The sequence below is a fragment of the Cellulomonas soli genome (assembly GCF_013409305.1).
Classification (GTDB): Bacteria; Actinomycetota; Actinomycetes; order Actinomycetales; family Cellulomonadaceae; genus Cellulomonas; species Cellulomonas soli.
The window spans coordinates 3,067,057-3,078,963 of sequence record NZ_JACBZJ010000001.1 but is presented as its reverse complement, the minus strand read 5'-3'; the positions used below and the strand labels follow the sequence as shown (position 1 = coordinate 3,078,963).

The 11,907-nt window shown below is 73.9% G+C and carries 8 protein-coding genes; 1 reads left to right on the top strand and 7 read right to left on the bottom strand.

Going from position 1 to position 11,907, the window contains the following annotated elements:
• Positions 1-3 precede the first annotated feature (3 nt).
• Together BKA22_RS14130 and BKA22_RS14125 are read right to left on the bottom strand one after the other, a co-directional pair.
• Positions 4-1,524: an ABC transporter substrate-binding protein gene (locus BKA22_RS14130; protein ID WP_179561791.1), complete on the bottom strand. Its 1,521-nt coding sequence runs from the start codon at positions 1,522-1,524 to the stop codon at positions 4-6.
• Between the two features lie 174 nt (positions 1,525-1,698).
• The gene (locus BKA22_RS14125) at positions 1,699-3,375 is read right to left on the bottom strand and encodes a thiamine pyrophosphate-dependent enzyme (RefSeq protein ID WP_146953015.1); all 1,677 of its coding nucleotides are present in this window, start codon (positions 3,373-3,375) and stop codon (positions 1,699-1,701) included.
• 155 nt (positions 3,376-3,530) lie between these two features.
• Between BKA22_RS14125 and BKA22_RS14120 the strand changes: the two genes are divergently transcribed.
• Positions 3,531-4,235 (top strand): FadR/GntR family transcriptional regulator, encoded by a 705-nt coding sequence (locus tag BKA22_RS14120; RefSeq protein ID WP_146953016.1) that lies wholly within the window; start codon positions 3,531-3,533, stop codon positions 4,233-4,235.
• A gap of 34 nt (positions 4,236-4,269) precedes the next feature.
• Here BKA22_RS14120 and BKA22_RS14115 read toward each other — a convergent pair whose 3' ends face one another.
• The 5 genes from BKA22_RS14115 to BKA22_RS14095 all read right to left on the bottom strand — a co-directional run bounded on the left by BKA22_RS14115 (position 4,270) and on the right by BKA22_RS14095 (position 11,839).
• Positions 4,270-5,751 carry a S10 family peptidase gene (locus BKA22_RS14115; protein ID WP_146953017.1) on the bottom strand — a complete coding sequence of 494 codons (1,482 nt, stop codon included), beginning with the start codon at positions 5,749-5,751 and terminating at the stop codon, positions 4,270-4,272.
• Positions 5,748-6,824: a histidinol-phosphate transaminase gene (hisC, locus tag BKA22_RS14110; protein WP_146953018.1), complete on the bottom strand. Its 1,077-nt coding sequence runs from the start codon at positions 6,822-6,824 to the stop codon at positions 5,748-5,750. Before hisC ends, BKA22_RS14115 begins: the two co-directional genes overlap by 4 nt.
• A 52-nt stretch (positions 6,825-6,876) precedes the next feature.
• Complete coding sequence (locus tag BKA22_RS14105) at positions 6,877-8,325, bottom strand: S10 family serine carboxypeptidase-like protein (protein WP_146953019.1); 1,449 nt, start codon at positions 8,323-8,325, stop codon at positions 6,877-6,879.
• Positions 8,322-9,920: a Sapep family Mn(2+)-dependent dipeptidase gene (locus BKA22_RS14100; RefSeq protein WP_179561790.1), complete on the bottom strand. Its 1,599-nt coding sequence runs from the start codon at positions 9,918-9,920 to the stop codon at positions 8,322-8,324. The genes BKA22_RS14105 and BKA22_RS14100 overlap by 4 nt, the downstream gene beginning before the upstream one ends.
• A gap of 509 nt (positions 9,921-10,429) precedes the next feature.
• A complete protein-coding gene (locus BKA22_RS14095) occupies positions 10,430-11,839 on the bottom strand; it encodes a glycoside hydrolase family 32 protein (RefSeq protein WP_146953021.1) in 1,410 nt (469 codons plus the stop codon).
• Between the last annotated feature and the right edge of the window lie 68 nt (positions 11,840-11,907).

The window sequence follows — 11,907 nt, the reverse complement described above, 5'->3', positions numbered from 1 at the left end:
GACTCAGCCCACCCGCAGCGTGGTCGGCAGGAGCTGGCCGTTGCTGTTCACGCCGAGCTCGACGCCGGAGCCGAAGAACGTCTCGGTGTCCTCCCAGAGCGGCAGCACGTCGACGTTGCTGAACAGCGCGGCCTCCGCGGTGGACCAGGCGCCGCAGGAGTCCTCGCCGGAGAGCTGCTGCGCCTCGGCGACGGCGGCCTGGTACGCGGTGTTGGCGTTGTAGGTCCAGTTGCCGCCGTCCGGCGGGAAGTCGCCGGACAGGATGCCCGCCCAGATGCTCGGCAGCTCGGCGCTGATCGGGGCCCACACCAGGTCCCAGTCGCCGCCCGAGAAGATCACGTCGGTGTACGACGCGGACGGTGTGAGCTCGACCGTGACGCCCACCGCAGCGAGCTCCTCCTGGATCAGCTCGACGCCCGCGGTGATGCCAGAGCCACCCGCGCTGTTGTAGAGCAGCTTCAGCGTGATCCCGGCATCGGCCAGGGTGGCCTCGGCAGCGTCCGGGTCGTGAGCCGGGATCGACGCCCCGTTGTCCTCGCCCACGCAGACGCTCGACGAGTTCGACATCAGCGAGGTCATCGCCTGCCCGCGCCCGCCGGTGGAGACCGAGCCGACGGCGTCGCGGTCGATCGCCTGGGCGATGGCCTCGCGCACCGCGAGGTCGTTCGTCGCGCGGCCCGGGGCCTGGTTGAAGAAGATCCGCCCGGGACCGGCCGAGACGTCCACGGCGGTGAGGTCCTGCCCGGAGAGCCGGTCGCGGTCGGTGCCGCCGATCAGTGCCAGCTCCAGGTCACCGGTGGTGAGCATGTTCGCGGCGGTCGCGTCGTCGGCGACCACCTCGACCTGCAGGGTCGCGGGCATGCCCGCCGTCGAGGACTCGGCGTAGTCGTCGCGCAGCGTGTAGGTGTAGCTCAGCCCGCTGTCGGCGGTGTCGAGCACGTACGGGCCGGTGCCCGCGGTGGTGGTGTCGAGGGTGGAGGGGTCCGCGAGGCCGTCGGCGCAGATGATCGGCAGCTGGCCGACGGTCTCCAGCGGGAAGCTGAGCGGGGTGGCGAACGTGAAGGTCACCACGCCGGAAGCGTCGTCCGCGGCCACCGTCATGCCCTCGGAGGGCACGTAGACGTCGAGGAACGGCGAGCCGGTCGCGGCGTCGGCGGCGTAGTCGAACGTCGCCTTGACGTCGCTCGCGGTGAGCGGCTCGCCGCTGGAGCAGGTGGCGTCCGGCGAGAGGGTGAAGGTGGCCGAGGTCGGCGTGACCTGCCAGTCGGTGGCCAGCAGACCCTCGGCCGCGGCGCCCGCGGGCAGTCGGACCAGCGACTCGTACGCGAGCAGCGCGAGCTGCTGGCCGTCCGCCGTGGCGTTCGTGATCGGGTTCAGCACACCGGGGTCGGAGGCCACCGCGAACCGGATCGCGGCCGAGTCGTCGCCGGAGCCCGTGCCGGCGTCGGCCGAGCCACCGCTCGAACAGGACGCGAGCGCCGCCGACACCACGACGGCGCCGACGAGGACAGAGGAGCGCTTCATGAGGGAGTCTCCGATCATCGGGGGGCACAGCACTCAGAGGTAGTACGACAGAAATCAGTATGATCAATACGCTTTATCGCGGCGTATCCGTGGTGTGTCGTGCAGGTTTCCCGTGGCCGGGCCGTCGCTGACGGCCTGCTGACGGCCCGCTGACGGCCCGCTGACGGCCGGCGGCTAGCGCGACGGGGCGACCCGGTCGGCACCCGGCGCGAGCGGCGCCGGCGTGGGCAACCCCTCGTGGATCAGGTGCCACGGCGAGGGGAACTCCCCCACCGGGACCTCGACGAGCACGGGCTCACGCGAGGCGAGGGCATCCGCCACCGCCGACGCCAGCCCGGCCGGGTCCCGCACGGTCACGGCCCGGATACCGAAGGCCGCCGCGAGCGCGGGGTAGTCCGGGTTGGTCAGGTCGCTGGCGAACACCCGGCCGTCGTAGGAGTCGCGCTGGATCCGCCGCACGTTGCCGAAGTACCCGTCGCGGAACACGATCGTCACCACCGCGAGGCCGTACCGCTTGGCGGTGGACAGCTCCTGCAGGGTCCACGAGAAGCCGCCGTCGCCGTTCACCGAGACCACCGCACGGTCCGGGTCGGCCGTCTGCGCGCCGAGGGCGGTCGCGAAGCCGTAGCCGAGAGTGCCCTGGTAGCCCGGGCCCAGGTAGCCGCGCGGGCCGTAGGTCGGCAGGCACAGGCTCGCCGCGTACCCGATCTGCGTGTACTCGCTGACGAGCACCGCGTCGGCGGGCAGCACCTCGCGCAACGCGGTGAGGTACTCCCACTGCGGGGCTATCTCGGTCAGCCGGCCGGCGACCCACGCGCGGGCCGCCGCCAGCTCGTCCTCCCGGGACGGCCGCTGCGGCAGGCCCGGTGCCGTCACCTCCGCGACCAGGGCGGCCAGCGTGGCCCGGGCGTCACCGCGCAGGGCGAGCCGCGGCTCGCGGATCCCGCCCAGGTGCTCGGGCTCGGAGTTGACCAGGACGACCGGCGCATCGCCGGTGTCGACCCGGGTGCCGAAGGTGGAGACGAACCGACTGCCCACGGCGAGCACCAGGTCGGCGTCCTTGCGCAGCGTGCGCAGCGCGAGCGAGTCCAGCGCGAGCCGGTGCCGGGCGTCGATCGCCCCGCGACCGTTCTCGCTGACCAGCACCGGTGCCTCGAGCGCCTCGGCCAGCGCGACCAGCTCGGCCTCGGCGTCCGAGGCCCGGATCCCGCCACCCACGTACAGCAGCGGACGCTCGGCGGCGAGCAGCAGCCGGGCAGCCTCGGCCACCTGGTCGGCGGGCGGGGCGGTGCGGGTGCGCACCACCCGGGCGGGGACCGCGACGTCCTCGACGACCTCGGCCAGCACGTCGGGCGGCACCTCGATCGCCACCGGCCGCGGCCGGTCGGAGCGCAGCCGCCGGAACGCCTCGACCACCAGGGTGGGGATGTCGGCCGCGCGGCGCGCGGTCCCGGTCCACCCGGTCACCCGCTCGAGCACGCCGGTCTGGTCGGGGAGCTCGTGCAGCACGCCGAACCCCTGACCGATCTGGTCCGAGCGGATCTGCCCGGCGATCAGCAGCACCGGCGAGCCGGTGGCGTAGGCGGTGGCCAGGCCGGCCAGCGCGTTGAGCACCCCGGGGCCCGGGACGACCATCGCGACACCGACGCGGCCCGAGCTGCGGGCGTAGCCGTCGGCCATGTAGGTCGCGGCCTGCTCGTTGCGCACGCACGTGAAGTGGACGACGTCCTGCCGCTCGTGCAGGGCGTCGACCGCCGCGTCGAGCTGCACGCCCGGGATGCCGAAGACCTCGGTCACGCCCTGGGCCAGCAGCGCGGCCACCAGGAGCTGGCCACCGGTCTGTCGCGTCATGTCACTCGCCTCTCGTCCGCCGACCCGAGGGCCGGCGCCACCATTTGTGTGTATTGATCAGTACTGTTCTGGGAAGACAGGTCACCCGAACCGGGCGCCCTGCCCGACCGACCCGGCTACCGCCGGCTCGCCGCAGGACCGTGAGGGAGACCCCGATGACCACGCCGCGCCCCCGCAGCCGCCCGGCCGCGTCCGCCGCCGACTACGTGGCCGACGACCTGCAGAGCCGCATCAGCGAGCAGGGCTGGGCGCCCGGCCACCGGATCGGCACCAAGGTCGAGCTGTGCGCCGAGTACCAGGTGGCCCCGGCCACGCTCGGCGAGGCCCTGCGCGTGCTGCGCGCCCGCGATGCCGTCGAGGTCCGCCCCGGGCCCGGCGGCGGGATCTTCGTCGCGGCGCAGTCCCCGCTGATCCGCCTCGCCTACGAGGTGCTGGACCTGCGGCAGGCCGGCACCGCGGTGAACGACGTGGTCGAGGTGCTCGACGCCCTCGACGACGCGGTGCTGCACGACGCCGCCCGCCACCGCACCGCGGCCGACCTGGCCGACCTGGACGCGCTGCTCGCCGAGCTCGAGACGACCTGGGCGCACCCGTCCGACGGGCTGCACCCGAACTGGCGGCTGCACCGCCGGATCGCGGAGATCTCGCCGAACGTGGTGCTGCGCACCTTCTACCGGAACCTGGTCGACTACATCACCGCGGAGAGCCAGACCGACGTCACCCTCGGCGTCATCGGCCTGGAGCCGACGTCCGACGAACGGCTGCAGGTGCACCGCGACCTGGTGGCGGCCATCCGCAGCCAGGACCCGGACGAGCTCGCCACCGTGCTGCGGGCGCACCGCACCGCCGCCACCCGCTGAGCGGCGGCCTGGGGGCAGTGCACCTGCGCGCACGTCACGCGCCCTGCAGGAACGCGCTCACGTCCGCGGTGATCGCCGCGAGCGCCGCGTCGTCCACGAAGGCCATGTGCCCCGAGTCGTAGGCGCGCACGGTCACGTTCGCCCGCAACCGCTCGCCGAGGAACAGGTGCGCCAGGTCGTGGCGTGCACCGAGGTACGGCGTCGCCAGGTCGAACCGTCCACCGAGCACCAGCACGCGCAGGTGCGGGTTGCGGCGCATGGCCGCCGACAGGTCCAGCGCGACGTTCGGCAGCGGCATCGGCTCGTCGATCGCCGGGGCCCGGTGCCGCCAGTCCCACGCGGGCTCGACGACCATGTTGTTCAGCGGCACGTAGGCGGTCGGCGAGACGTACCCGATGTCGTGCGCCAGGTGGTCGGCGAACGTGGTGACCAGCGCCGAGGTCACCCCGGCGGTGGCTGCGTCGTCGGTGGCGGGGTCCGTCGCCCCACCGCCCACCACGTAGGCGTGCTCGGCGACGAACCGGGTGTCGAACCGGCCGATCAGCCGACCCTCGTCCGCCAGCAGACGGGCGCGGAACTCCTCCAGGCCGACCCGCAGGTGCCGGGAGGCCAGGTAGCCGGCGTCGAGCCCGACGAGGGATGCCATCGCCTCGGCGACCCGCGCCTCCTCGGCCGGGTCGAGACCGTCGCCGCGCTGCAGCGCGGCCGCGTACGGCCCCTGCGCGAAGTCGATCGCCGCCGCGTCGAACGCCGCGTCGCCCAGCTCGGCGTGCCCGGCACGCCCGTGGTAGCGGGCGGTGGCGGCGAAGGTCGGCAGCAGGTGGACGAAGCCCTGGTCGGCCCCGGGCAGGTTCGCGGTCCAGTCGAGCAGCGTCGACAGCAGCACGACGCCGTTGAGGTCCAGGCCCGTGTTCTGCAGCCGGTGCGCGACGACCGCCGCACGCGTGGTGCCGTAGGACTCGCCGAACAGGTAGCGCGGGGAGTTCCACCGCCCGGTGACGGCCAGGTGCCGCAGGATCGCCCGTGCGAACACGTCGGCGTCGGCGTCCACGCCCCACACCCGAGCCGGGTCGACGCCGTCCAGGATCCGCGAGTGCCCGGTGCCGGGGGCGTCCAGGAACACCAGGTCGCTGGTGGGCAGCAGCGACCGGGTGTTCGCCTCGATCGCGTACGGCGCGGGCGGGGTGGCGTGCGGGGTGCGCTGCGCGGGGCGGCGCGGGCCGAAGCCGCCGACGTTGAGCCACAGGCTGGCCGAGCCGGGACCGCCGTTGAACAGGTAGGTCACCGGTCGGTCCGGGCTCGCTGCGTCACCGGTCGCGGTGTAGGCGACGTAGAACATCGTGGTCAGCGGCTGCCCGGCGCCGTCGCGGACCAGCAGGTGGCCGGCGTCGGCCCGGTAGGACAGGTCGCCCGCCGGGGTGGTCAGCACCAGGTCGGCGGAGGTGACGACCTCCCGCTCGTCGGCGGGCGGCTGGGGGCTCGCGCCCGTCGGGCCGGTGCTCGCTGGGGTGGTCATGCCGTCACCCCCGCGAGGATCTCGGCGCAGGCGGCCAGCACGGCGGTGTTGGCCTCGTCGCGGCCGATGGACACCCGCACACCCTCGCCGGGGAACGCCCGGGCCAGGATGCCGTGCCGCTCGAGCACCTCGACCGCCCGGTCCGTGGCTTCGCCGGTGGGCAGCCAGACGAAGTTCGCCTGGGTGGGGGGCAGGTCCCAGCCCTGGGCCGTCAGCGCGCGCACGACCCGTTCGCGCTCGGCGACCAGCGCCAGCACCCGGTCGAGCAGCTCGCCCTGCGCCTCCAGCGACGCCGCGGCGGCGGCCTGCGCCAGCCCGGTGACGCCGAACGGCACCGCGACCTTGCGCATCGCGTCGGCCACCACCGGCGGCGCGATCGCGTAGCCCACCCGCACGCCGGCCAAGCCGTACGCCTTGGAGAAGGTGTGCGCGACCACGACGTTGTCCCGCTGCCTGGCCAGCGCCACGCCGTCCGGCCGGTCGGTCGACGTGTCGAACTCCCGGTAGGCCTCGTCGACCAGCACCACGACGTCGCGCGGCACCGCGTCGAGGAACTCCTCCAGCGCGGCGGCGCCGACCGTGGTGCCGGTGGGGTTGTTCGGGTTGCAGACGATGACCAGGCGGGTGCGCTCGGTGATCGCGGCGAGCATGGCGGGCAGGTCGTGCGCCAGGTCGGCGGTCAGCGGCACCTGCACCGGCTCGGCCCCGGCCGAGACGACGAGCAGCGGGTACGCCTCGAAGGAACGCCAGGCGAACAGCACCTCCTCGCCCGGGCCGGTGGTCGCGCGGATGAGCTGGGAGACCACCTCGACCGACCCGGCACCGAGCACGATGCGTGCGGGGTCGACGTCGTGCAGGCGGGCGAGCTCGGGCACCAGCACGGCTCCGGCCATGTCGGGGTAGAGGTTGATGCGGCCGAGCACCTCGGCGATCCGGTCCCGCACCGAGGGCAGCGGGTCGTAGGGGTTCTCGTTGGAGGAGAGCTTGTGGCTCGGGGCGCCACCGTCGCCGGCCGAGCGACCCTGCCGGTAGCCGGGGATCCGGTCCAGATCCTCACGCGTGCGTGGTTCCACCTGCTATCTCCTGCCTCACGAGCGCATCACTCAAATGATTATGGTGAATAGCCTAGGCGGTCCGTGTTTCGTCCCCGTGACGCGCGAGGAACACCCTGAGGTCGGCCACCAGCGCGGCACGGCACGCGGGGTCGGTGTACATCATGTGACCCGCCGCGTACTCCCGGCGGACCACCCGGGCCGACGGCAGGTCGGCCTGCGCCAGCAGGTGCTCCACCGCCCCCACCGTGGTCAGCGAGTCGAAGTACCCGGTGCCCAGGAACAGCCGGAGGTCGGGCCGCTGCGCCATCAGGTGCTCGAGCACCGCGGCGTAGTCGAAGACGTTGAACGGGCTGGGCGTCCCGCTCGCCTCCAACCGGTGCGCCGCCGACCCGGGCAACCACGACCACGCGCCGAACGCGTCCTCGTCCGCCGGTCTGAACCGCCGGTCGGCCGGCACCCCCAGCTCCGCGTAGCAGCGCACCACCGCGGCGACGAACGCCGGGCTCACGTGGTCGGTCGAGGCGTCCACGTCGAACGGACCCTCGCTCGCCGGCGAGACGTAGCGCGCGTCGTACCGCCCCAGCACCAGACCGCGGTCGGCCAGCAGCAGCGTGCGGAACTCCTCCTTCGTCAGCCGCAGCCGGCGGCGCCGCCACTCGTCGACCGCGATCCCGGTCCGCGCCGCCAGGCCCGCCACGACCCGCTCGCGCTCGTCTGGCGAGAGCCGGGTACCGGCGTGCAGGGCCGGTAGGTAGCGCTCGCGCGCCCAGGCCACCGCCTCCTCGACCACCTCCGGCAGGGTCGCCCCGGTGCCACCGGGCGCATCGACCCCGCGACGGCCGTGGAACCAGGCGGCCGCCGCCATGAACGGCAGCGCGGCGACATGGCCGACCACGTTGCGCGGCCGCTCCGCCGTCTCCTGGATCGTCACGGCCTGCCCCAGCAGCACGATCCCCGCGCAGGCGATCGACAGCGGCTGCTCCAGCAGCACCTGGGCGACCAGCGGCGCGCGCACCGTGCCGTAGCTCTCGCCCACCAGGTGCACCGGGCTGCCGAGGCGCCGCCCGCCCTCCAGCCAGTCGGACACCGCGCCGGCGACCGCTCGCGCGTCCGCGTCCACCCCGCGCACGGACGCCGGGTCGGCACCTTCGACCAGCCGCGCGTACCCGGTGCCCACCGGGTCGAGGTAGACCAGGTCCGCCACGTCGAGCAGGCTGTCGGGCTGCGACTCGAGCGCCGGAGAGGTCGCCCCCAGGTCCGTCGGCACGATCACCTGCCGGGGGCCGAGCCCCCCGAGGTGCAGCCACATCGAGGCCACCACCGGGCCGCCGTTGAACAGGAACACGACGGGCCGCGCCGCATCGGGGACGCCGTCCACCAGCACCTCGTAGCCGGTCGCCACAACGTGGCCGACGGTCGCACCGTCGACCACCACCGGGTGCTCGGTGACCCGCACCCGGTACGTGGCCTCGGCGGCGCCGACCTGCTCGGTGCGCAGCGCCTCGGCGAGGACGCTCATCGCGCCACCTCCGCGGCTGCGGCGTCGTCGGTGGCCGCGAGCGCGGCGTCCAGCCGGACGACCGCCACGGCGTAGACCTGCAGCGCTGCGAGCAGGTGCCCGAGCGGCACGCTCTCGTCCACCGCGTGCGGTCCTCCCCGGTCGGCCGGAACCCCCCGCAGGCGCACCGGCCCGTCCACCGCCGCCGCGCCCTCCGGCAGCCACCAGTAGTCGGCACCGAAGGTGATCGCCCGCGGCAGCACCCGGGAGTGCGTGCCGCCACCCATCGCGAAGGGCCGGCGCTGCGTGCCGAGCACGTCGTTGAACGCCTCCTGCAGCACGGTCACCTCCGGCGAGTCCGGGTCCACGTGGTAGCCGGGGTCGTCGGTCACGTCCGTCAGGGACGCGCCGACCGCCGCGTGCCGGGCGAGGGCCGCCGCGAGGCCGTCGAGCACGTCGTCACCGCGGCCGGTGGCCGGGTAGCGCACGTCCAGCCGCAGCCGGATCGTGGACGTCTCCCCCGCTGCGACGGCGGAGGCGACGACGCCGTTCAGCGTCAGGGCCCCGCTCGTGTCGGAGGCGGCGATCCCGGCCGACCGGCCTGCGGGGTCCGCGAGCAGCTCGGCGACCAGCAGCGCCGCCGCATGGTCCGCGGGCCCCAGCATCCCGGACCCGGCGAGGACCGTGGCGAGCAGCGGGACGGGGTTGCGGGTGCCTTCGGGGAAGGCGGCGTGCCCGGCGACCCCGCGCACCGTGACCCGGCACGCGGTCTGGGTCTCCGCGTCGACCTGCACCCAGCCGAGGTCCAGACCTGCCCGGACGGCCGCGGCCCGCACCGCCGGCTCGACCTCGACGGCCGTCCCCGGCAGCAGCACGGTCGCCCGGTCCGGCACCGAGTTCGGCGCGTCCCCGCCGACCAGCGTCGCCAGCACCGGCCCGCACGAGGCCGTGACGGTCACCCCGAGCAACCCCTTCTGCGCGTGGTTGACGCCGAACGGCCCGTCGGTCACCAGGCTCACGCGCGGCACCGGCCCGTGCGCGGCGTACCAGCGCAGGTCCGCCATGTCCGTCTCCTCGCTGCCGCCCAGCACCAGACGCAGGCGATGCCGCAGAGGCACATCGAGATCGCGCAGCGCCCGCAGCAGGTACAGGTCCACCAGTGAGGGCCCCTTGTCGTCCGCCACCCCGCGTCCGACGGCGACGTCACCGATCCGAGTCAACGTGAACGGCGGCGAGGCCCACCCCTCACCGGCGGGCACCACGTCCACGTGCCCGATCAGGCCGATCTCCCCCTCAGGTTCGACGACGCCTGCGCCGGTGGTGACGGACAGTGCGTAGCCGTCGTGCTCGTGCACGGCGAGCCCGTACCCGACCGCGGTCCGCGCGGCCAATGCCATCATGTCCGCGACGGCCGGCCCGAACGGAGCCCCGGGCACACCCGCGTCCACCTCCCCCTTCACGACGACGCTCGGCACCGCGACCCAGCGCGTCAGGTCGGCGACGAACTCAGCGGCGTGGTCGACGCTCCACCCGGCGACCCGGCTCAGGAGCACCCGCTCGGCAGGGGTCAGCCGGTTGTCCGGGAAGGCTCGGGCGACGGCAGGAAGATCAGGCACTGGGGGCACCTTCAGACGGTTCCGCCCGGAGGACACCGGACGGCTCATGCTCCCCTGTATTGATTACAGTTGTATTTCGCCGAGCCCCGCCCCGATGCCCGACCTCGTCACGTACACCCCCGTCGCCTCCTGACGACACCCACCGTGCCCCGGGCGCGTCCAGCGCCCGGCCCCTCCACGAACCGCGGGCGCGCTCCGTGAGGTGATCGAGGAGCCGTTCACGCTCGCGGGCGACGAGAGCATCGCGTGCGCCATGGTCGGCGACCGCACCCTGTGGATCGCCGGCGAGGCGCCACTCCTCACGAACACCGCCTCTCTCTCGCTCGGCGTGATGCTGCGCCGGACGACCTGGCCGTGTCCGAGAGGTCGTCTTCGGGGGTTCGCGATCGCCTGTGGGCGCACCCGACCATGGCGCCGCTCATCGAGAGTGGCGAGCTGCTCGAGTACGGGTGCAACTCGACCAGACCATCGACGACGCGCACATCGCAGCTGTCGCTACGGCGTTTGGTTCAGCGGGCGCGCGAGGGCAGGACCCGGACGGCGACCAGCGGCGCGTCCGGGAACACCAGCGCGGTGAGCGTCACCTGTCCCCCGTCGACGTAGATCTCCACGACGCACGCATCGACCACGATCCGCAGATCGGTGGTCGTCGCGTCGCCGGGCGGCAGCGGTGCGGTCTCCACCGAGGCGAATGCCGGATGGAAGCCCACGTCGCCGCTGCGCGTCCGGTCGCAGGTCAACGTCCGCGCATCGCCGTCCACGGTGAGCACGAGCTCGCTGCCGCCGGGCTCGCCGGTGCTCAACACCACCTCGGTCCGCTCCCCCGCGCCCGAGGCGACGGTCAGGTCGACCACGGTGACGCGCGGGTCGTCCGGCAGCACGGGGCGTTGCGCGACGCGGTGCCGCCCGTCGACGGCCCGCACCAGGTCCAGCTCGCGCGCGAGGGACATGGCGGAGCGCCACGGGCCCGTGGGCGTGTGGGCGGCGTAGTCCCAGTTGCTCGCCCATCCGATGGTGAGCCGACGGCCGTCGGGCGCGTCGTTGAACGACACTGCCGCGTAGTAGTCGCGCCCGTGGTCCAGCCAGTCGAGGTCGCGCGGGTCCTGCGAGAGCGAGAGCCGTTCGGGTGTGAAGGTGCGTCCGTCGAAGTCGCCGACGAAGTACTGCGTGCCGGTGCCGCCGGCGATGCCGCCCGGGTTGAGGCTGACGACGAGCACCCACCGCGTCCGGTCGGTGCCGCGCACGGTGAGCGGGAACAGGTCAGGGCACTCCCACACCCCGCCGACGGCGTGCGCGGGCCCGAAGCGTGACTCGAACGTCCACTCGATCAGGTTCGGCGAGGTGTAGACGGCGACCCGTCGGTCGACCGCCTCGGCCACGACCATCACCCAGTGACCGTCCGGACCGCCGTACCAGAACACCTTCGGGTCACGGAACTCCTCGGACCCGATGTCGAGCACCGGGTTGCCCGCGTACCGTTCCCACGACCGGCCGCCGTCCACGCTGTACGCCAGGGCCTGCGCCTGCGAACCCGGGCGGTCGGCCCGAGCAGGCCGGACCGCGGTGTAGATCGCCACGAGCGCCGTCTGCCCCGGCGCGGCCAGGCCCGCCGTGTTGTGCACGTCGGCGACGGCGCTGCCGGAGAACACCAGCTCGTCCGCGGTGCGTGGGATCGCGATGTCGTGCTCGGTCCAGGTCAGCAGGTCCGTGGAGGTGGCGTGGCCCCACGAGATGTCGCCCCAGGTGCTGCCGTCGGGGTTGGTCTGGAAGAACAGGTGGTAGACGCCGTCGTGGTGCAGCAGACCGTTCGGGTCGTTGAGCCAGCTCCTGCGAGCGGTGAAGTGCGCGGCAGGGCGCCACCGGTCGCTCACCGTCGGGGCGTGGGTGGCGTCGTCGGCGGGGGTGCAGGTGGGGTTCATGGGTCCAGGGGTGTCGGTCGCAGGGTCAAGAGGTCGGACGCGAAGACGGAGCCCCGGGCACCTGTGCA

Bases quoted from the DNA above. Each gene is read 5' to 3' on its own strand.
- BKA22_RS14105 (WP_146953019.1), bottom strand. From the start codon at position 8,325: ATGAGCGTCCTCGCCGAGGCGCTGCGCACCGAGCAGGTCGGCGCCGCC.
- BKA22_RS14115 (WP_146953017.1), bottom strand. From the start codon at position 5,751: ATGACCACCCCAGCGAGCACCGGCCCGACGGGCGCGAGCCCCCAGCCG.
- BKA22_RS14130 (WP_179561791.1), bottom strand. From the start codon at position 1,524: ATGAAGCGCTCCTCTGTCCTCGTCGGCGCCGTCGTGGTGTCGGCGGCG.
- BKA22_RS14125 (WP_146953015.1), bottom strand. From the start codon at position 3,375: ATGACGCGACAGACCGGTGGCCAGCTCCTGGTGGCCGCGCTGCTGGCC.
- BKA22_RS14120 (WP_146953016.1), top strand. From the start codon at position 3,531: ATGACCACGCCGCGCCCCCGCAGCCGCCCGGCCGCGTCCGCCGCCGAC.
- BKA22_RS14095 (WP_146953021.1), bottom strand. From the start codon at position 11,839: ATGAACCCCACCTGCACCCCCGCCGACGACGCCACCCACGCCCCGACG.